This is a genomic window from Vallitalea sp. (assembly GCF_025211055.1).
Taxonomy (GTDB): domain Bacteria; phylum Bacillota; class Clostridia; order Lachnospirales; family Vallitaleaceae; genus Vallitalea.
In genome coordinates this window covers 19,474-40,142 of sequence record NZ_JAOARO010000087.1, presented here as the reverse complement: position 1 = coordinate 40,142, position 20,669 = coordinate 19,474, and the positions used below count along the sequence as shown (strand labels likewise).

Here is a 20,669-nt window from a genome sequence, read left to right as displayed (position 1 = left end):
ATTAAGATTATTTTGTGTAACGTAATATTGGTTTTCTAGCTGCTGTAACTTCATCAAATCTTCTGATACAAGTTTTAAATGGAGCTTTTTTCAATTTCTCTGGATTACTAATAGACTCTTCTTTTATTTTGATAAGAGCATCTATAAAACCATCCATATTTTCCTTGCTTTCAGTTTCTGTAGGCTCTATCATCATAGCACTATCTATTATAAGTGGGAAATATATTGTAGGTGGATGATATCCATAATCCATAAGTCTCTTAGCAACATCTAATGTTGTTACTTGACCTTCATTTTCTCCTAATCCACCTAAAACAAATTCATGTTTACATACTTCATCAACTGGTAATATATAATCATCTTTTAATCTTTCCTTCATATAATTAGCATTAAGTACTGCTAACCTGCTCGCCTGTCTCAAGCCTTCTCCTCCCATAGTAAGAATATAAGTGTAAGCTTTTACAAGCACTCCAAAATTACCATAGAAGTTTTTAACTGCTCCTATAGATGTTTCTATACTATTTTTAAGAGTATATTCGTCGCCTTCTTTCTCTACTATTGGCATTGGAAGGAATGGAGCTAATTCTTTAACCACACCAACTGGTCCACTGCCTGGTCCTCCTCCTCCATGAGGTGCTGAAAATGTCTTATGTAGATTAAGATGGACAATATCAAATCCCATATCACCAGGACGTGTTATTCCCATATTAGCATTCATATTAGCACCATCATAATAAAGTAGTCCTCCTACCTCATGAACCAACTCTGATATAGTTAGGATATCCTTTTCAAATAGACCAAGTGTATTAGGATTAGTAAGCATAAGCCCTGCAACATCTTCGTCTAATACTTCTTTTAGCGCCTGAATATCTACAATTCCCTTGTCATTTGATTTAATTTCAACAGATGTAAAACCTGCCATACTAGTACTAGCTGGATTAGTACCATGTGCAGAATCAGGGATGATTATTTTTTTCTTATTATGATTACCATTATAATCATGATATGCCTTAACTATCATAAGTCCTGTCAATTCTCCTTGAGCCCCTGCCGCAGGCTGTAAAGAAACTTTTGACATACCAGTTATCTCTTGTAGGCTTTCTTGTAGGTTATACATTAATTCTAATGCTCCCTGCACTGTGCTTTCTGGCTGTAAAGGATGAAGTTTTGTAAACCCATCAAGGGAAGCCATATCTTCATTTATCTTTGGATTATATTTCATTGTACAAGAACCAAGAGGATAGAATCCAGTGTCTACGCCAAAGTTCTTATTAGATAATAACGTAAAATGACGTATTACATCTACTTCACTTACTTGTGGCAACTGTGCATCTTCTTTTCTAAGAAATTCAGCTGGAATAAGTTCCTCTATGTTAGTATTAGGCACGTCACACTCTGGAAGGCTATAGCTTTTTCTACCATCTTTTGATATCTCAAAAATCAATTTATTGTATTCTATCATTTACATCCCCTCCATTATGTTTACTAAATCATCTATTTGTTTCTTTGTTCTTTTCTCAGTTACACATAGGAGAATATCATTATTATAATTACTATAATCCCCTCCTAGTTCATAACCCCCAAGAATATTATTATGTAGAAGCTCTTTATTAACTATTTCAGGTTTTATACTGCTCTTAACCACAAACTCCATAAAGAATGGTCTATTGAATCTAAGTTTGTATTTACTGGACTTACTTATTAGTTCAGCAGCATAATGAGCTCTTTGCAGACAATTGTTAGCTACTTCTTTTAATCCTTCTTTACCGAGAGTACTAAGATATATAGCAGCAGTAAGAGCGTTAAGACCTTGGTTGGAAGTAATATTGGAAGTTGCTTTATCACGTCTTATATGTTGTTCTCTAGCTTGTAGAGTCAACACAAAACCTCTTTTTCCATTTACATCTTTTGCCTGACCTACTATCCTACCTGGGAGTTTTCTCATCAATTTTTTAGTACAGGAAATAAATCCTAGATATGGACCTCCGAAATTAAGTGAATTACCTAGACTCTGACCTTCACCAATAACTATATCAGCACCATATTCACCTGGAGTTTTTAGAATAGCCAGTGATATTGGGTCTACATTAATCATTAATAGACCTTTTGAATTATGGGTAATTTTTTCTACCTCACTCATATCTTCGATAATTCCAAAGAAGTTAGGATTTTGAACAATCACTCCTGCAACATCTTTATTCATCTTAATTCTTAGATCATCTATATTAGTTACACCATCATTTTCTTCTATTTCAATAAATTCTATTCCCTTATATTTTGTATAAGTCTCTAAAACTTTTCTTGTACCTGGACTCACAGTCCTAGATACAGCAATTTTATTTCTTCTTGTGGCTCCACATGCCATAAGGGCTCCCTCTGCTGTAGCTGTAGAACCGTCATATAATGAAGCATTGGCAACATCCATACCTGTCAATTCACATATCATACTTTGATATTCAAATATAGCCTGTAATGTGCCTTGACTAATTTCAGGTTGGTATGGAGTGTAAGCAGTATAGAATTCCGAACGTGAAGTTATATGTTTGATAATAGATGGTATATAATGGTCATATGCTCCTGCTCCTAAAAAACATACTAGATCATCTACTCCTTTATTACTATCAGCAAACTTTTTCATGTACTGACTTACTTCTAATTCACTCATAGGTTTATTAATATTCAATAATTCCTTTAACCTTATTTTCTCAGGTACATCATCAAATAAAGCATCTATGCTCTCTACCCCTATAACTTCTAACATACTCTTTATATCTTCTTCTGTATGTGGTAAATATGGAAACATAAGCTACCTACCTCCTTACATATTAATTTTATTTATCGCAAAACTCTGCATATTCTTTTGCATTCATTAGATCTTCTATTTCATTTTCATCAGCTAATTCAATTTTACAGATGTAGTTAGTATATGGGTCAGTATTAATTAACTCTGGCTCATCATCCAAATCTTCATTAACCTGGGTTATTGTACCTCCAACAGGCATATATATATCTGATGCAGCTTTTACTGATTCTACAACACTAAAAGCATCTTCCTTAGAGAATTCATCATCTATTTCTGGTAATTCCACATAAACTATTTGACCCATAGCATGTTGTGCATAATCTGATACACCTATTATTGCAGTATCTCCATCAACTTTAACCCATTCATGATTTTTAGTGTAATAATAATCTTCCATTATTTTCATTGTTAATTCCTCCTAATTTTATTTTATATTGTTTAGTATAAATATAACGAGGCATTGCCTCTATGTTTAACTACTTAGAATAATTTTTCTTATAGAATTTTTTGCTTACTACCTTAGCTGGCACTTGTTTTTTTCTGATCTTAACACTTACATCTGTCCCCATTTTAGTATAATCTATATTAATTAAACCAAGAGCTACAGTTTTACCTACTGATGGTGATTGATAACCTGTAGTAACAACTCCTATCTTATCTCCTTGAGGTGATAAAATATCATAACCATGTCTAGCTATCCCTTTTCCAAGCAATTCAATACCAACAAGCTTTCTTGATAGTCCCTGCTCTTTTTGTTTAACCAATACATCTTTACCTATAAAATCTGTGTCTAATTTCACAAAATATCCTAATGATGCTTCTAAAGGAGTTATGTCTTTATCTATTTCATTTCCATATAAGGGTAATGCAACCTCGAATCTAAGTGTATCCCTGCAACCTAATCCAGCAGGTTTTAATCCTTCATCTTTACCCGCTTCCATTATTGCTTCCCATATATTGACTATATTGTCTAGAGAAGTATATATTTCAAAACCATCTTCTCCTGTATATCCTGTTCTTGATACAATACATTTATTATTATTGACTAATACGTTCTCATTGAATCTAAAAAATGTAATTGCCTGCAAATCTGTATCTGTCAATTTTTGGAGTATTTCTTGTGCTTTTGGTCCTTGTATCGCAATTTCTGCTACATCATCGCTAATATTTTCTAAATCAACATCAAATGAACCTTTCTGTTCTACCATCCAATTGTAGTCTTTTTCAATATTGCTTGCATTAATGACAAGAAGATAGTTAGTAGTATTATGTTTATAGACTAACAAATCATCTACAACACCACCGTTTTCATAGCACATAAGCGTATACATAACTCCATTATCTGTAATGATTGATATATCGTTTGTAACTAGATTCTGTATGTATTTTTCTGCCTCTTCTCCCTTAATTGTAACTTCACCCATATGACTTACGTCAAACATCCCTGCATTATTTCTTACAGCATTGTGCTCTTCAAGAATACTTTCATAATATAATGGAAGTTCAAAACCTGCAAAATCTACTATGTTTCCATTATATTTCTTATGAGTATCATATAAAGCTGTTCTTTTACTTTGTTCCATATGTAAACCTCCCTTATTTATATATTGAACTTATATATCTATACACCCATTTTAATTAGTTCAATATATTTCCCTTAATTTTAAAAACCTATTAGTTCTAAATAATTGCTGCCTCTATAGCAATTATTTAATTCAACTTATATTGAAATAAATATATTAGTATTATGATTTAAAAAAGGATAAGAGAGCATTTTAATATAAATGCCGTCTTATCCTGTATTTTTACCTGAGAGATTCTATCATTAAGATATTGCTCCTTCGGTGCTTTCAAAAAGCTTTCCAGAATTCCCATCCAATTACGATCCTTTTACCTGAAAGATTCCATAGAAATATGGCTTATTTCTATGTTGCTTCTTCGGCTCCTTAATAGGTATCTCTCGCAATTTTCCCATAGGATTCACTATTTAATTATTATCTAAATCATATTATATACTATTATATATGTTAATGAGTATTATAATTACCACTCATCATTTATAATTTCATAATAATGTATTTTGAGAAATATTTCAAGTGTTTCCATAAAATAAGGTTAAAAATAATAGTATCAAGTGTTATATTAATCTTATTTTCCCTAAAAAAATATATTAATACAATAAATTTTACTCAATAATTTTAATTCATAATACATAACCTAATATTATAAAAAAATATATCATCAAGGAGGTAATTATGAACTTTAATAATAATTATAGATTAATTAAACAGGATAACGGAGAATATACACTTATACTCTATTTAGACAGTATTGATACTGAATTTGCTGATGAATATGGACAGATTAATATTAAAAAGAAAAATCAATTTTATGATGCTATTAGAGACTATATTAATACGCAATTTCCAAAACTTAAAATAAACTTATGTAAGGTTATGCTAGGTACTATGCTTATTGCATCAGTTCCATTAATGAACAATACAAATGTAAGTGCAGCTACTACTAGTACCACATACAAGGTAGTCAGCGGAGATACCTTATGGAAAATATCCAAGAAATATGATACAACCGTAGATGCCTTAAAGTCATTGAATAACTTAAAATCAGATGTCATTTATGTTAATCAGGATCTGTTAATTCCAAGAGGAGGAGCTACTTATAAGGTAGTGGCTGGTGATACCCTCTACAAAATCTCAAAAGCCTATGGTACAACTGTTAATAATTTAAAAAAGCTTAACAATTTATCTAGTGATGTTATATACATTGGTCAAACATTAAAAATAAATGGAGTTAGTTCTAATACCACTACAGGTACCATAGATACACCTTCTGCCACACCTACCGTAAGCTATATTACTCATTCAGTCCAATCCGGAGAAAATATATGGACTATATCAATTAAATACGGTATACCTCAGACGGAACTTATGAAAGTTAATAATTATAACGAAAATACCATGCTAAGTATTGGACAAAGAGTGAAAGTACCAGTCCATAATATACCTGTTAAGTCTACTGTATCAACTAAACATGGTGAATATCTTGATTGGTTTTTGGAGGCACAATATGTATTTCCCATTAACGAAACAGCTAAAATAACGGATTTTCATACTGGAAAAACTTTTAATATAAAGAGAACTATTGGAGCTAATCATGCTGATTGCGAACCCCTTACAGCTAATGATACAGCAATTGCAAAGGGAATATGGGGTGGTTATTCATGGGTAGTAAGACCTGTTATCGTAGAAATTGATGGAAGAAAAGTAGCTGCTTCAATGTCTTTTATGCCTCATAGTATACAATATATAACCAATAATAACTTTACGGGTCATTTTGATATTCATTTTCTTAACAGCACAAGACATAAAGATGGACTAATTAATGATGAACATCAAAAGCAAATAAAAATAGCGGCAGGTATATCTTCGATATAATAGAGGTGTTAATTTTTATTTGACAACATATATAATTAGTAATTGGTAATACTTATTATATATAATAATTATCAAGGAAGTGATTAAATGAATTTAAATAATTCTATACATTGCCCTGTTTGTAATTCCACTAATCTAATAGCAAAACATCAAGCTACCTTCACCTATTCTTATAAGATAGGTACAGGTGATAATAATATACCGCAAAATGATAAGAATCTATCTTTTGAATTTGATACTAGGGAAAATGGGGATTCTTTTCAATACATCCAATGTGTAGATTGTGGTACCAAATTCCCATGTGATTTCAACTTAAATCCTGACCAATTCGATTTCACTATACTCCAAAAAGCTGTACGCTCTGACCGCACAAGAAAACCTGAATTCTTAGGATAGGAGATTATAATGATATTATCGAAAAACCTGACAAAAAATATTGATGTAATCAATAAAATACTACCTATCAAAAAAAGCTTTGATATCATTGGACGAGACCTTACTTTTGGGAATACAAAAGGATATCTTGTCTTTATAGATGGATTTGCAAAAGACGATATAATGTTATGGTTATTAGAAAACCTACAGAACCTACCTACGCAGGATACCAATATCAATGATTTAAAACAATGGATCTCAAGTCATATTGGATATATAGAAGTTGAAACCTTCAATGATTATGATACTATTAGAGATTCTGTACTATCAGGAGCAGTCGGGTTAATATTAGAAAATCAATCTGAGGGTATAATAATTGATGCTAGAACTTATCCTACAAGAGGTCCAGAAGAACCTGATCTTGAAAAAGTAACTCGAGGTTCTCGTGATGGATTAGTTGAAACTGTTATCTTCAATACTGCATTAATAAGAAGAAGGGTAAGAGATTCTAGATTAATCTTTGAAATGACTACCGTAGGAAAACGTTCTAAAACAGATGTTTCAATTGGTTATATAGCAGACCTTGTTGATGATAAACTACTTGAAGACCTTCACAAAAAAATTGATAATATTCAAGTTGAATCCCTTATCATGGCTGAAAAATCACTAGAAGAACTTTTAATAAAGAAAAAATGGTATAACCCAATGCCACAAGTACGTTTTACAGAAAGACCTGACGTTGTGGCAGCTCATCTTCTTGAGGGTCATATTGTTATTATAGTAGATACATCCCCAAGTGTAATATTATTGCCTACTACATTCTTTCATTTTACTCAACATTCGGAAGACTATTATCAAAATCCGTTAGTAGGAACATATATAAGATGGATAAGGTTTTTGTCCATTTTTATAGCTACGGTATTATCACCACTTTGGCTTTTATTGGCATTAAATCCATGGTATTTACCTGAAGCTTTAGAATTCATTGGTCCAGAAGAAGTTGGTAATATTCCTTTATTCATTCAATTCATTATATTGGAGTTAGGTCTTGATATGTTAAGGATTGCATCAATTCATACCCCTAATACCTTATCTACTTCTCTAGGTATAATCGGTGGTTTGATTCTTAGTCAGTTTGCTGTAGATGTAGGTTGGTTCATACCAGAAACCATATTGTATATGGCAATTGTAGGAATATGTACTTTTGCTTCTCCAAGCATTGAATTTGCACTAGCAATACGCTTATTTAGACTATTCCTATTATTGTTAACTGGTTTATTTAATGCATATGGATTTTTTGCCGGTATAATAATCATACTTATCATTATGGGAACAACCAAAACCTTTAGTGGTATGCGATATACATGGCCTCTCATTCCTTTTAATGGGAAAGCCCTTTCTAATATACTCCTTAGAAAACCTATAATTGAAATCAAAAGAAATACCAAAAAATACAAAGAAAACAATAAATCAGTAAACTAAATATTATAATACGTTTTTTAACCTGTATCTTTTATTCACCTAATGATGCCTCTACAACCAAAGGCAGATGATTATAAGATGCAGGTTCTCTATTAAAATTCTTATAGAACTTAATATTACGAAATCCTAGTTTTTCAAGATAAGTATTCAATTGTTTTTCCAATAAAGGATACAGGTATATTTCATTTGAAATTATCTCTCCTGTGTTTCTTATAGTTAATCTTGTCTCAAAAATTAATCTTTCATCCCTTATTTGTTCTGTATAGAATCTCTCAAATTTGATATACTCATTTTCTATGATAGGTAATTTTTTGATACTTTTATCTAAGATATACTGATAATTCAATATCTGAATTAAAAGCTTACCATTAGCTTTTAGAACAGCTTTCATATTCTTCAAAGCTTCAAATATCTCCTCTTCATTAGTCAAGTGAACTAATGTATTACCAAAACAAGTAACTATATCAAAACTATTTTTTTTGAATTTTTCTTCTATTTTCAACATATCCATAACTTGAAAACAGATATTGTCCTTTTCAAAATTATTTGCTGCATATTTTATCATTTCAGAATTCAGGTCAATCCCTATAACTTCTACATCTTTTGCAGCAATAGTTCCAGCCATATGTCCAGTAGCACATCCAATATCTAATAATCTACAAGATGAATAATCTGAAATACTTTCTAGGACGTAATTAACCATGCTTTCTTTCAAAGGAAATATGTTATCATAAGATTTAGATATACTTTTATAAAAACTCATTTATCCACCTACTCTTCTAAGTTGTTCCAGTATGATTTCAGTTCTTCAAATCCAATTAAGGATTGATCTTTGTTTTCACCACGTATTGACCCCTTAAGCCTAGCAATAGATAGTTCAATACCCATTAAGTCATCTCTTTCAACACTGAATTGAATTCTTTTGCTTACCATATCCCATGCATCTATTAATTTTTCTATGTCTTCTTGACCTTTTTTCCAATCACCATTTACTATATCTTCATTCAAGTTCTGTAATAATGTTTCCACATCATCTCGATTTGTGAAAGATTTTTTTAAGAAACTACCAGAATTCATTATTAGAATAAATATTCCTAAAAGTATGCAAGTGCATGTGATTATTATAACCCTCTTCATTTAGAACTTTCCTTTCTATTATAACCATTTTACAAGGATTTGTCATCTAGATGGTCTCTATATAAATCAATATATAACTCACCTGATGTATTAAGTACTGCCAAGAAAACTTCCTGAGGATTTTTTATTCCTCTAGTCTTCAATTGACTGTTAAGCCATTTTTCATCTAAATCAACCTTTTCAAGATTATGCTCCATAACCACACCATTATAGATTAATTCTGTACTAAGTCCTATATAATCTGTTGATATATTCATATCTTTTGGAGTCAAAGCTTGAAATTGAGATTTTTTAAGTACCGTTAACTTTCCATTGGTTTCAAGTACCGCAAATTCAACTTGACTAATATCAAAAATATTATTTACTCTTAACTGCTCCAATAATTCATATAAACTATATCTTAGCTTTTTTAAGTTTTTTTCAAGTATTTTTCCGTTAGCTATTAGTACTCTAGGTTTTCCATTAATGTATTCTGATAATATAGGGAATTTTATCGTAAGTACCTGAACTAAGTATACCAGTGCAGCCCATACTACCAATCCTACCCAATGTGGCCATGCAGCAGAACTTAAATCAGTAGTAAGTGTAGACGCCATCGATCCAATAGTTATTCCTAGAATATATTCAAATAGAGTTAATTGACTAACTTGCTGTTTTCCTAGTAGACGTGTAAATATTAACAATGAAAAGAAACCTATTACACCTCTTACAATGACTACAAGACTCTCATTCAAACTTATCACCTCCTACATTAGTATTTACTATTATCATGAATAATATGTTATATCATACTATGTAAAAATTAAGTAGGTTTACATTTTCTTCACGTATTCAAATAGCTGGCATATTATATTAAAAAAGGTTTTTACTATCTAACATAGATATTATTTTGATTATTAATGATTAGCTTTAATATAGTTAATCATTGATATTTTTATAGATCTTCAATCCGTGATAGGACTCTATTACGGATTGAAGTAATAGATAAATGAGGTGGATTTTTATGCATTACTACTCTTCTCAACCAAATTATAAATATCTTGTAGTAGGTACTGACGTATCAATTCCTTTATCTAACGGTAAATACACCAAAGAAATTAACTTTGATAATGCTGCAACTACACCACCATTGACATCTGTTATGGAAGCTATTAATGATTTTGCCCCCTGGTATTCATCTATACATCGTGGAACAGGCTATAAATCTAATCTATCATCAGAAATATACGATGCTACAAGAAAAACTGTAGCTGATTTTGTTAACATGGATAGGGACTATTCTACAGTCATATTTGTTAAGAATACTACTGAAGCTATTAATAAAGTTTCCAATAAATTATCACAAGTTATTCATAATGGAATAATATTATCTTCATTCATGGAACATCATTCCAATGATCTGCCCTGGAGAAAAAATTTTAACATGGACTATATTAATTTGGATAATAAAGGAAATCTATCTCTAGAAGACTGTGAACAAAAGCTAAAAAAGTATAAGGGTAAAGTTAGATTAGTAACCATTTCTGGAGCTTCTAATGTTACTGGATACAAAACTGATATTCATGAATTTGCAAAGCTAGCACATAGGTACGGAGCTAAAATCCTTATTGACGGTGCTCAGCTTATTCCTCATTCACCTATAGACATGAAACCATCTTATACAAATGATCATATTGACTATCTAGTTTTTTCTGGTCATAAAATATATGCACCTTTTGGTACAGGTGTCCTTATAGGTCCTAAGAATGTTTTCAAGTATGGTTCACCTACTCAGGTTGGTGGTGGGACTGTAAAAATAGTTACACCCAGTAGTGTTATGTGGGATGATGTACCATATAAAGAGGAAGCAGGGACCCCTAATATCATGGGAGTAGTTGCCCTCAATGCTTCATTAATGGAAATGAAAAAGTTAGGTATGTATTACATAGAAAACATGGAATTAAACCTAACTGAATATACATTAAATAAATTAAACAAGATTAAAGACGTTATCATATATGGTAATGAAAATGATTGTGACAATAGAATAGGTATCATTACATTCAATATAAAAGGGCTACATCATTCTGTAGTAGCTAATATTTTATCAGAAGAAGCAGGTATAAGCGTAAGAAGCGGATGCTTCTGTGCTCAACCTTATGTACAAAAATTATTATACCTAACCAAAAATGATATCAATAAACTGCGAAAAAATCCTCGTTATCCACGTCCTGGCATGGTTAGAATAAGTTTCGGTCTGTATAATGATTATTCAGAAGTTGACATATTGATAGAACTAATAGAAAAAATAATAAAAAACAAATCATATTACTTAAAAAAATACCCTTCCAAACATCATAAAATTTCTAGTTCTGCAAGATATTAAAATAGAGGATAGAGGAGCTTATGAAGCTCCTCTATAGTATTATTTCTTCGCTAATGCTTTCCCATTCTTCTAGTAGTTTACTAAGTACTTCTTTCTTATTATTTTGTTTAATGGATATTTCATTCAGTTTACCTACATCTGTACTATTTTCTAACATCTCTTTGTCTAGTTCATCAATAGATAATTCTATTGATTCAATCTCTATTTCTATTGATTCTAATAGTTTCTTTTTTCTTTTTATAATCTTTTCATTATCATTTTCTCTTTTACGATTATAATTTTTATTACTACTTCTATTTACTTGTCCTCTTTTAAGGATAATACTATCAGCTTTTTTCAGTAATTCATTCTTATAATATTCATAATCTCCATTATAGAATTCTAACCTTTCATTTTCTATTTCCCCTATTTTAGTAGCTATTTTATTAATAAAATAACGGTCATGAGATACAAAAAGTATAGTACCCTTAAAATCAAGTAATGTCTCTTCTAAGATTTCCCTTGAATCAATATCCAAATGATTCGTTGGTTCGTCTAATATCATGAAATTAACTTTTTCGTACATGAGCATACATAATTTTAATCTGCTTTTTTCTCCCCCAGATAAAATACTTATTTTTTTGTATACTTCATCTTTAATAAATAATACCTTAGCCAATTCTTTTCTTGCTTCTCCTATTGTGATGTTATACTTATATTGAAATGCTTCAAGTATAGATGTATTTTCATCTTCAAATTTAACCTCTTGAGGCAGATATCCGATATTTATGTTTGAACCATATTTTATACTGCCTTTATCTTTTTCAAAATCTTCCATTACAATCTTTATCAATGTAGATTTACCTGTGCCGTTATCACCAAGTATAGCTAAACTATCTTGATAGAACAATGTCAGATTAAGCCCTGAAAACAGTATTCTGCTTTCAAAACTCTTTTCAATCTCTTTCAATATCAAAACTTCTTTTCCTGTTCTATCAAATCCTTTACTAGACAATTTGATTTTAGTTTTCTCCAAAACAGGTTTATCTAATTTTTCCATTTTAGCAAGTCTTTTTTCCAACTCTTTGGCTCTAACATACATCTTATCGCTGTCACGCATCTTCCCCCAGATACGATACCTTTTAATCTGCTCTTCCATCTTATTGATCTTCTTCTGGTTTTGCTTATATCTATTGTATGCTTCAATAAACCGTCTTTCTTTTTCCATTAGATAATATGTGTAGTTACCATGATATATTGAAGTACCATTATATTCTAATTCAACTATTTTATTAACCACTCTATCCAAAAAATATCTATCATGAGATATTATAAGTACTGAACCTTTGTATTCTTTCAAGTACTCTTCCAACCATTCAATTGATTTTAAATCAAGATGATTGGAAGGTTCGTCAAGAAGTAGCAACTCTGGTTTTTCTAATAATATCTTACCAAGCATAATCTTAGATTTTTCACCACCGCTTAGATTAGCAAACTTCATCTTCTGTATGGAGTCAGATATCCTAAGTCCTATTGTTACCTTACTCATCTTCTCATCAATGTCATATCCTCCTAGAAGCTCAAACCTTTCTTGAAGCTGACCGTATTCCTTCATGAGTTTATCAATATCATTACCCTCATTAGTTAATGAATGTTCAATCTTTATCATCTTCTTTTTAATATCATATACATCACTAAATGCAAGATAAAGTACTTCCTTAACACTATAATCTTCTTCAAAGACAGGTATTTGGTCAAGGTATCCTAGAGTGACGCCTTTACGATAGAAAACTTCACCTTCATAATCTTCATGCCCCATAAGAATTTTCATTATGGTTGTCTTACCAGTTCCATTCCCACCAATTAATCCAACTATTTCTCCTGTTTTTATATCAAAACTAACATTTTCAAATATTTTATTAGCTCCAAAACTCTTTGATAAATTATTAATCCCCAATTCTATCATTGTAATCATACCTTTCAATTTTTATTAATATTTAAACGCAAAAAATCCTAGACATTAGTCTAGGATTAATAAACAATTATATCTATATATGCTATACTTACTCCTTATCTAGGTATCAGTATTCTCATACATACATCCTTCAACTAACTTACTATATAATGGATATTTAAAAATAGACGCACTTGTAGTAGGACAATCTAAAATTGCTGTTATATTTCTTTTAAATACCATCCATAAATCAGTTGATTGAGTCATTTTTTAACACACCTTTTCTTAATTATAAGCTTGTATTTCTAACATTAAATCCTTCTTTATACTAAACTGGACTAGAAAAATATAATAATTAGGATATTTCACACTGCTTATTAATTATTAATTTTATCACAAGTTATTCTTCCAGTCAAATTATCAAATATAAATTTTACAGATGCCCACTTTCTAATTGACACATTTTTCTATTACTGATACAATATATTGTATATTATTGAACAGCCAACCCCAATATAATGTGTTTAAGTTACTGTTAGTGTGTTAAGATAAAAAGATGAAAGGGATGAATAATAATGATAAAAGTTTTGAAAAGAAATGGCTCCATTGTAGATTTTGATGTCAATAAAATTATTACAGCTATATTATTATCAATGTCAGAAACTAAGGCAAGCATTGATAATGTATTAGCTGAAACAATCGCTAAAAAAGCAAAAGAAAAATTACATACTTACAATAACCCCGTATCAGTGGAAATAATACAAGACTTAGTTGAAGAATCCTTAATGGACTCTCCTAGAAAAGATGCTGCAAAAAGATACATCCTCTATAGATACGAAAGAGATAAGACAAGAGATAGAAGAAGCAAACGTACCGATGGGAGGATATTGTCAGAAGAATTTGTCAGTCGTTACAAGCATCGCCCAAACCCAATGAAACAATTAGGTTCTTTTGTTTATTATAGAACATATTCTAGGTGGCTTCCTGAAGAAAAAAGACGTGAATATTGGTGGGAAACCGTAAGACGAGCTGTAGAATACAATTGTAGTTTAGTCCCTACTACAAAATCTGAAGCAGAAAAATTATATGATAATATCTTTAACCTAAGGCAATTCTTATCAGGGCGTACTTTTTGGGTAGGTAATACTGATGTTGCTAAGAATTATCCTATGTCTAATTATAATTGTTCATTTACGATTATTGATGACTTCGATGCCTTCAAGGATCTGTTTTATCTGTTAATGATAGGCTCTGGAGTAGGTATTAGAATATTAAAAGACGATATTGCTAAGTTACCAAAGATTAGAACTAAATTTGATATTATTCATGAAGATTATACCCCTACTCCAATGCATCTACGAGAAGATAATACAAGTCTAGAATTCAGCCATAACAATACTGCTAAAATAATTATAGGTGATAGCAAAGAAGGATGGGTTCAAGCGATAGATTTTTATCTAAAAGTATTATATAGTAATGAATATCGTAAAATAAATACCATAATAATTAATTATAATCACGTGAGACCAAAAGGCGAAAAACTTAAGACATTCGGCGGTACAGCAAGCGGTCACTCCAGCTTGAAAAACATGTTTATAAAAGCTACTAATATCATCAAAAAACGTGGTGTATTGAACGGAGAAGATTATACTAAACTTCTACCAATTGATTGCCTTGATATAGCTAATATCATTGGCGAGAATGTAGTTGTAGGTGGTGTTAGAAGAACCGCTGAGATTGTACTTGTTGATCCAGATGACAAAGAAGCTATTGAAGCAAAAAATAATCTATATAAGCAAATTGACGGTCAATGGATTGTTGATGAAGATATCATTCACCGTCAAATGAGTAATAATTCCATCTATTATAGAGAAAAACCCTCTAGAGAACAATTACATTGGCAGTTAGAGCAAATGCGTTATTCTGGGGAACCCGGATGGGTTAATGAAGCTGCTGGTAAGAAAAGAAGATTCAATATGAACGGTGTCAATCCTTGCGGTGAGATTTTACTTGATTCAAAAGGATTATGTAATCTAACCACCGTCAATGTATTCTCTTTTATCAACAAGGATAATACTTTAGATTATGATAATCTATATGAAGCTCAAAAATTATCAGCAAGAGCTGGATATAGAATGACTTGTACAGAATTAGAGATTCCTAGATGGAACTACATTCATAAAAGAGATAAACTATTAGGCTGTTCCTTGACTGGATGGCAAGATATGGTTAATGCAGTTGGGCTTACTACAAAACAGCAAGGTGAATTACTTAAAAAATTAAGAGAAATTGCTAAAACATCTGCCAAAGATTATGCTAGTGAAATAGGTGAAAACGAACCTTTACTAGTAACAACCGTTAAACCTGAAGGAACTCTAAGTCAATTACCAACTGTATCCAGTGGGGTTCATTATTCACATTCTCCATATTATATTAGGAGAATTAGAATAAATAGTGACGACCCGTTAGTAAAAGTATGTGAAGAATTAGAATACCCTATTTTTCCAGAAGTTGGTCAAGATTCTAAGTCATGTACTACCAAAGTCATAGAATTTCCTGTAAAAGCTCCAAAAGGAGTTACCAAATACGATGTTACAGCAATTCAACAATTAGAGAATTATCAACTTTTTATGGAAAACTATGTAGATCATAACTGTTCTATAACTGTACATGTAAGAGAACATGAATGGGATGAGGTTGAAGAATGGGTATGGAATAATTGGAATAATATTGTTGCATTATCTTTCTTATCATTAGATGACAATTTCTACAAGCTATTGCCTTATGAAGCTATAGAGGCGGAAGAATATAATGAAAGAACTGTCAAGTTAAGGCCTTTTTTACCTAGTCTTATCAGCAAATATGAAAAAGAAGAGATTGATTTTGACATTGGTGACTCCAGTTGTGACAATGGAGTTTGCCCAATAAGATAATATAATTATGTATGCTGTCTTACTATACTATCCTAGATAAAATATATAGTAGACAGCACCTTTGCTCTTTATATTTACTTTTTAAACTACTTTTATATGACAATTCTTCCCTCTTCAAATTGAAATATTTTTCTTATTTCAAATGTAGGTGTAATACTTATAGTGAAAACGGCACTTTTAGCAACTCTTCTAGTACCTTCAGTAACATTCAGTGTAAAAGGTATATTTGCTTTTACCAATATATTAATAATGCTATGTATTTGTCCTAACGTAATGACTCCAAGTTCATTACAATCTTTAAAAATATAAGATGATAATAATGATAGAACATCATTAATATTTTCCTCTCTCATTCTCCCACCTACCTACAAGTACCTTATATCATTATATGTAATACAATTTTTATTGATACTTATACGTTTTATTTATAAAAATTTAAGGCAACATATTTATTTATCATATTTTATAGTTCTACGAATATATTGTAATCACAAACAAATATTTGAGGTGACATATTTGAGTATTGAAAGAAAAACTATGGAAATGATTAGCTTAATTAAAAACAGACCAGAATTCAAAAATGCAAAGAATCTAAAAAACCGGATTTTGCAAGATAGAAATTTGACAACAATGATTAAGAATTTCCAATCTCAACAGGCTGACTTATATAGAAAGAATCTTCCTCCTAATCAAATGGAAGCTGAAATGAAAAAAATCTCAGACAATTTCGAAAGAATTTCAAGTAAAACCATAATTAAAGATTACGCAGAAGCAATGCAGCAAGTTCAAGAAATGATATATCAGTCCAATATGACAATACTAGAATCTATTGACAAAGAGCTGAATATATAATATCTATAAATTCAAAAGTTATTATGCTAATATATTTTATATAGTTTTATTGTCTAAAAAACATACATAAGTAATATATGGAATAAGACGCTTAATATTAGCGCCTTATTCCATATCTATCATATCGTCATCTTCATACATATCATCATACATATCGTATATAATACTATCCATAGCCATTCTATTCATACTATACATCTGATTCAAACTATCCATAGCCAATGCGTTTATATCATGCATTGCCATAGCTACCATATTAGTCATAGCATACACTGCCATCTGATGTCTCATTATCATAGGGTTCATTGCAGGCATTTGACCCATGAACATCATCTGTTCCATGTCATCCATATCTTCCATATCATACATATCATTAGGGTATTTTTGTTTTGCTGGTACCATACGATTCTTTTTGGCATCTTTTTCCATAACACTATCAAAACTATACGTCTTCTCCATCAGATTACTCCTTATATTATTTCTAATATTAATATATGTTAGTAATTATCATAGTGATAGAATAATTAGCATTTTTTATTTGGCTAGCATTTATGCTGTACCCTTTAGTCTTGAAACTGTTATTTATATATCTTAATGTTAAATGTTTAAGAAATTTCTTAAATAACCTATTATTTTATTCATCCTATTCTTTCGTTGAAAGAAAACAAATGGTAGAACAAGTATAATAGTCATACCTACAAGAACCAGATTCGGCGGTAACCCATTCATCAAGTCACTGACTTTTTCTTCTCCAAAAATTAATAAAATAATTACCATAGCAATATAATCGACATCTAAAGCAAAGAAAGAAGCAATGAGCCATATTCCAATATTACCAATCTCATAGCTTAATAGCCACTTCAAAATTAATGCCGAATAGCCGAGAAAAATTACAAAGCTTACAATAGCTGCAATTGGCATACCTTCATCAAAAAAATGACCAATCATCACCAAAAATAACATACTATTCATATAAAGCAAATATTGAAAAGGTTTGAGGAAAAACATTTTAATAATGGTGTCCGCAGGTTTTAGCTTTTGCTTTTTCTTATACCTCTTATCCTTTTTCTCATATCTCTTGTTCATTATTTTTTCCTTTTGTTTTTTTGTATAAGAGTTTTTATAAGATGGATTCAAAAATACTTGATAAGCTAGTTTTAAGTATATTCGAGACATCTCCAAGAAAATAATATTAAGATATATTCCAATACATATCTTTGCCCCTTGATAAATCCCATATAGAATAGGATAGATTCCATGTAATACATGAATCTGTATAATCAATAACAAAATATATCGTCCTAATAATACTATAAGAATAGCCACACCAGTAATATATGTAGCTAATTTTATAAATCTTATATATATTTCATTAAGTTTTTGTAGAAAGGGTAGTTGTTGAATTCCATCAATACATCTTAGTATATGAATCAATATAAGAAAAAGACTAAAACCCATAGGTATCATTACAAAATTAGTGTATTGTTGACAATCTCTGTCATCCAGTATTAATAATACAAATAGGTAAGGTGCATTGGCTACAACAAATGACATGATCCCACTACCTATTGCTACTAATGGTTGTGTTTTATAACGTACAATAGGGATTAAATGAAGAAACATAATTACCCCATTACAAATAATAAAAGTAGATATATATTTACTAATATCCTCCCAAATAGGATCAATTAGTGTGTTATCTTTGATTCCAACAATGATAACAATAGCAAACACGGTACTCAGCAAACTCATTAAAAAATAGAAAACGATTTGACTTTCTACATTATATTCAATTTCTAATATATTTGGTTTAGATACTTTACTATGTATTTTATTATTAATCTTTTTAAGCATATGAAACCTCCAGTCATTTTTAATTTACCACATTTTATCATAATTTCAAATTTAAGTAAATATAATTTTTTTAGTATAACAATTTATGCCTTCACTTATAAGGTGGGGGTTATCTTAATTGGTGATATTATAACATGATTAGTTTTATGACATACTTTAGAAATGATAAAAAATGGTAGGGGGTATTACATGAAAATGCCCACCAAAATTGATCTGGTGGGTTATTATTTAGATTAATATAAATCTATTTCATTTTTTAATTTATTTATTAATTTTTTAACAGGTATGATTTCTTTTATTTCATTTGCTCTACTACCTGAGAATACCAATCCCTCTTTTCCTTGAACAGAGTTTATTAGTGCTTCTGAAATACAATATGGTGTTTCTCCTGGATTACAGGTATGAAGGCATGCAAAACATTTCTTGATAGGTATATTCCCTTTTTGTGTTTTACAGATAAAATTGTTATATATAGCTCTACCTGGAAGACCTACAGGACTTTTAATAAGACATATATCATTTTTTGTAGAATTAATGTAAGCTTCTTTGAAACTATCACATGCATCACATTCGTCTGTAGCAACAAATCTAGTTCCCATTTGAACACCTTGTGCTCCTGCTGATAAGATTTTCCCTATATCATTTCCATCAATAATTCCACCAGCTGCTATAACAGGTATATTTCTATTATATTTTTCTTCGTATGGAGATACCATGCTTAAAACATTTTTTACTATTTCTTCTAAACTTTTACATGTATTAGATATTAAGTCTTTTGCCTTGAAACCTAGATGTCCACCTGCCTTAGCTCCTTCTACTATTATGGCATCTGGTAAACGGTTATGTTTTTCCCACTGTTTAAGAATAATTCTAGCTGCTTTACTAGATGATACAATAGGAATAATTTTGGTAGTATTTCCCTTTACTATCTTAGGTAATTCCATAGGCAAACCCGCACCAGATATAATAATATCAATTTTTTCATTAATTACTGTTTTTACATACTCTTTATAATTAGTCATGGCTACCATTAGATTAACACCAATAATACCTTTCGGACTTAATTCCCTAGCTTTTTTTATCTCTTTCTTCAAAGCTCTCTTATTAGCTTCTAATGTATTAGTCAAAAAATCAGGTTCTGCATATCCAATCTGAACACCTGATATAACTCCAATACCACCTTCATTAGCTACTGCTGAAGCTAAATTAGCCTTTGATACGCCTATTCCCATACCACCTTGAATTATAGGTAATTTAATATTCAAATCTCCGATTTTCAACTTTGGTATATTCAATTCAGTCATCCTCCTAAAGTCATGTATTATTTGACAAACAAATATTTTGATAATCAAAGTATAATTCATTTTAATAATCTTGTCAAGTCAATAAGTGATTTTAAAAACTACGTCTTGAATTATTACTATTGCAATCATATAATAATATTGACTATGTGGTTAAAAAAAATACCTATAGATCAAAC

At 30.5% G+C, this 20,669-nt stretch carries 19 protein-coding genes and 2 riboswitches; of the genes, 6 read left to right on the top strand and 13 right to left on the bottom strand.

Features of this window, described 5'->3' with window-relative positions:
- Positions 1-7: 7 nt before the first annotated feature.
- The 4 genes from gcvPB to gcvT form a co-directional block, all read right to left on the bottom strand.
- Positions 8-1,462, bottom strand: coding sequence for an aminomethyl-transferring glycine dehydrogenase subunit GcvPB (gene gcvPB, locus N4A55_RS12570; RefSeq protein WP_293756922.1), 1,455 nt, complete (start codon positions 1,460-1,462; stop codon positions 8-10).
- Complete coding sequence (gcvPA, locus tag N4A55_RS12565; protein ID WP_293756920.1) at positions 1,463-2,803, bottom strand: aminomethyl-transferring glycine dehydrogenase subunit GcvPA; 1,341 nt, start codon at positions 2,801-2,803, stop codon at positions 1,463-1,465. It abuts the gene before it with no gap.
- Between the two features lie 28 nt (positions 2,804-2,831).
- Positions 2,832-3,209, bottom strand: coding sequence for a glycine cleavage system protein GcvH (gene gcvH, locus N4A55_RS12560; protein ID WP_293756918.1), 378 nt, complete (start codon positions 3,207-3,209; stop codon positions 2,832-2,834).
- A 70-nt stretch (positions 3,210-3,279) separates the two neighbouring features.
- Positions 3,280-4,386 carry a glycine cleavage system aminomethyltransferase GcvT gene (gcvT, locus tag N4A55_RS12555; RefSeq protein WP_293756916.1) on the bottom strand — a complete coding sequence of 369 codons (1,107 nt, stop codon included), beginning with the start codon at positions 4,384-4,386 and terminating at the stop codon, positions 3,280-3,282.
- A gap of 211 nt (positions 4,387-4,597) precedes the next feature.
- A riboswitch (glycine riboswitch) is annotated at positions 4,598-4,672 on the bottom strand.
- Positions 4,673-4,675: 3 nt separating this feature from the next.
- Positions 4,676-4,776, bottom strand: a riboswitch (glycine riboswitch).
- Positions 4,777-5,058: 282 nt separating this feature from the next.
- Between gcvT and N4A55_RS12550 the strand changes: the two genes are divergently transcribed.
- From N4A55_RS12550 to N4A55_RS12540, 3 genes are all read left to right on the top strand, one after another.
- A complete protein-coding gene (locus N4A55_RS12550; RefSeq protein WP_293756914.1) occupies positions 5,059-6,258 on the top strand; it encodes a LysM peptidoglycan-binding domain-containing protein in 1,200 nt (399 codons plus the stop codon).
- An 87-nt stretch (positions 6,259-6,345) separates the two neighbouring features.
- A complete protein-coding gene (locus N4A55_RS12545; protein WP_293756912.1) occupies positions 6,346-6,654 on the top strand; it encodes a hypothetical protein in 309 nt (102 codons plus the stop codon).
- 9 nt (positions 6,655-6,663) lie between these two features.
- The gene (locus N4A55_RS12540) at positions 6,664-8,115 is read left to right on the top strand and encodes a spore germination protein (RefSeq protein WP_293756910.1); all 1,452 of its coding nucleotides are present in this window, start codon (positions 6,664-6,666) and stop codon (positions 8,113-8,115) included.
- A 31-nt stretch (positions 8,116-8,146) separates the two neighbouring features.
- Here the strand turns inward: N4A55_RS12540 and N4A55_RS12535 are convergent, their stop codons facing one another.
- The 3 genes from N4A55_RS12535 to N4A55_RS12525 are packed head-to-tail and all read right to left on the bottom strand — an operon-like array spanning position 8,147 to position 9,986.
- The gene (locus N4A55_RS12535; RefSeq protein WP_293756908.1) at positions 8,147-8,878 is read right to left on the bottom strand and encodes a class I SAM-dependent methyltransferase; all 732 of its coding nucleotides are present in this window, start codon (positions 8,876-8,878) and stop codon (positions 8,147-8,149) included.
- A gap of 8 nt (positions 8,879-8,886) precedes the next feature.
- Positions 8,887-9,252, bottom strand: a complete 366-nt coding sequence (locus N4A55_RS12530) for a DUF4363 family protein (RefSeq protein WP_293756906.1) — start codon at positions 9,250-9,252, stop codon at positions 8,887-8,889.
- 29 nt (positions 9,253-9,281) lie between these two features.
- A complete protein-coding gene (locus N4A55_RS12525; RefSeq protein ID WP_293756904.1) occupies positions 9,282-9,986 on the bottom strand; it encodes a DUF421 domain-containing protein in 705 nt (234 codons plus the stop codon).
- A 269-nt stretch (positions 9,987-10,255) separates the two neighbouring features.
- Here N4A55_RS12525 and N4A55_RS12520 point away from each other — a divergent pair, with 269 nt between their 5' ends.
- The gene (locus N4A55_RS12520; RefSeq protein WP_293756902.1) at positions 10,256-11,617 is read left to right on the top strand and encodes an aminotransferase class V-fold PLP-dependent enzyme; all 1,362 of its coding nucleotides are present in this window, start codon (positions 10,256-10,258) and stop codon (positions 11,615-11,617) included.
- A 31-nt stretch (positions 11,618-11,648) separates the two neighbouring features.
- On the opposite strand, the gene abc-f is transcribed toward N4A55_RS12520, so the two are convergent.
- Both abc-f and N4A55_RS12510 read right to left on the bottom strand, forming a co-directional pair.
- Complete coding sequence (gene abc-f, locus N4A55_RS12515; RefSeq protein ID WP_293756899.1) at positions 11,649-13,562, bottom strand: ribosomal protection-like ABC-F family protein; 1,914 nt, start codon at positions 13,560-13,562, stop codon at positions 11,649-11,651.
- Positions 13,563-13,670: 108 nt separating this feature from the next.
- A complete protein-coding gene (locus N4A55_RS12510) occupies positions 13,671-13,817 on the bottom strand; it encodes a hypothetical protein (protein WP_293756896.1) in 147 nt (48 codons plus the stop codon).
- A gap of 308 nt (positions 13,818-14,125) precedes the next feature.
- Here N4A55_RS12510 and nrdJ point away from each other — a divergent pair, with 308 nt between their 5' ends.
- Entirely contained in the window at positions 14,126-16,483 is a 2,358-nt protein-coding gene (gene nrdJ, locus N4A55_RS12505) for a ribonucleoside-triphosphate reductase, adenosylcobalamin-dependent (RefSeq protein ID WP_293756894.1), read from the top strand.
- Positions 16,484-16,575: 92 nt separating this feature from the next.
- Here nrdJ and N4A55_RS12500 read toward each other — a convergent pair whose 3' ends face one another.
- The gene (locus N4A55_RS12500) at positions 16,576-16,836 is read right to left on the bottom strand and encodes a hypothetical protein (RefSeq protein WP_293756891.1); all 261 of its coding nucleotides are present in this window, start codon (positions 16,834-16,836) and stop codon (positions 16,576-16,578) included.
- A gap of 163 nt (positions 16,837-16,999) precedes the next feature.
- Here N4A55_RS12500 and N4A55_RS12495 point away from each other — a divergent pair, with 163 nt between their 5' ends.
- Positions 17,000-17,335 (top strand): YlbF family regulator, encoded by a 336-nt coding sequence (locus N4A55_RS12495; protein WP_293756888.1) that lies wholly within the window; start codon positions 17,000-17,002, stop codon positions 17,333-17,335.
- 105 nt (positions 17,336-17,440) lie between these two features.
- Here N4A55_RS12495 and N4A55_RS12490 read toward each other — a convergent pair whose 3' ends face one another.
- The 3 genes from N4A55_RS12490 to N4A55_RS12480 form a co-directional block, all read right to left on the bottom strand.
- Positions 17,441-17,794, bottom strand: coding sequence for a hypothetical protein (locus tag N4A55_RS12490; RefSeq protein ID WP_293756886.1), 354 nt, complete (start codon positions 17,792-17,794; stop codon positions 17,441-17,443).
- 138 nt (positions 17,795-17,932) lie between these two features.
- Entirely contained in the window at positions 17,933-19,189 is a 1,257-nt protein-coding gene (locus tag N4A55_RS12485; protein WP_293756883.1) for a hypothetical protein, read from the bottom strand.
- A gap of 233 nt (positions 19,190-19,422) precedes the next feature.
- Entirely contained in the window at positions 19,423-20,493 is a 1,071-nt protein-coding gene (locus N4A55_RS12480; protein ID WP_443083834.1) for an NAD(P)H-dependent flavin oxidoreductase, read from the bottom strand.
- Positions 20,494-20,669: the final 176 nt, after the last annotated feature.

Excerpts from the sequence above, each read along its gene's own strand:
- gcvPB (WP_293756922.1), bottom strand. The coding sequence starts at position 1,462 with ATGATAGAATACAATAAATTGATTTTTGAGATATCAAAAGATGGTAGA.
- gcvPA (WP_293756920.1), bottom strand. The coding sequence starts at position 2,803 with ATGTTTCCATATTTACCACATACAGAAGAAGATATAAAGAGTATGTTA.
- gcvH (WP_293756918.1), bottom strand. The coding sequence starts at position 3,209 with ATGAAAATAATGGAAGATTATTATTACACTAAAAATCATGAATGGGTT.
- gcvT (WP_293756916.1), bottom strand. The coding sequence starts at position 4,386 with ATGGAACAAAGTAAAAGAACAGCTTTATATGATACTCATAAGAAATAT.
- N4A55_RS12550 (WP_293756914.1), top strand. The coding sequence starts at position 5,059 with ATGAACTTTAATAATAATTATAGATTAATTAAACAGGATAACGGAGAA.
- N4A55_RS12545 (WP_293756912.1), top strand. The coding sequence starts at position 6,346 with ATGAATTTAAATAATTCTATACATTGCCCTGTTTGTAATTCCACTAAT.
- N4A55_RS12540 (WP_293756910.1), top strand. The coding sequence starts at position 6,664 with ATGATATTATCGAAAAACCTGACAAAAAATATTGATGTAATCAATAAA.
- N4A55_RS12535 (WP_293756908.1), bottom strand. The coding sequence starts at position 8,878 with ATGAGTTTTTATAAAAGTATATCTAAATCTTATGATAACATATTTCCT.
- N4A55_RS12530 (WP_293756906.1), bottom strand. The coding sequence starts at position 9,252 with ATGAAGAGGGTTATAATAATCACATGCACTTGCATACTTTTAGGAATA.
- N4A55_RS12520 (WP_293756902.1), top strand. The coding sequence starts at position 10,256 with ATGCATTACTACTCTTCTCAACCAAATTATAAATATCTTGTAGTAGGT.
- abc-f (WP_293756899.1), bottom strand. The coding sequence starts at position 13,562 with ATGATAGAATTGGGGATTAATAATTTATCAAAGAGTTTTGGAGCTAAT.
- N4A55_RS12510 (WP_293756896.1), bottom strand. The coding sequence starts at position 13,817 with ATGACTCAATCAACTGATTTATGGATGGTATTTAAAAGAAATATAACA.
- nrdJ (WP_293756894.1), top strand. The coding sequence starts at position 14,126 with ATGATAAAAGTTTTGAAAAGAAATGGCTCCATTGTAGATTTTGATGTC.
- N4A55_RS12500 (WP_293756891.1), bottom strand. The coding sequence starts at position 16,836 with ATGAGAGAGGAAAATATTAATGATGTTCTATCATTATTATCATCTTAT.
- N4A55_RS12490 (WP_293756886.1), bottom strand. The coding sequence starts at position 17,794 with ATGGAGAAGACGTATAGTTTTGATAGTGTTATGGAAAAAGATGCCAAA.
- N4A55_RS12485 (WP_293756883.1), bottom strand. The coding sequence starts at position 19,189 with ATGCTTAAAAAGATTAATAATAAAATACATAGTAAAGTATCTAAACCA.
- N4A55_RS12480 (WP_443083834.1), bottom strand. The coding sequence starts at position 20,493 with ATGACTGAATTGAATATACCAAAGTTGAAAATCGGAGATTTGAATATT.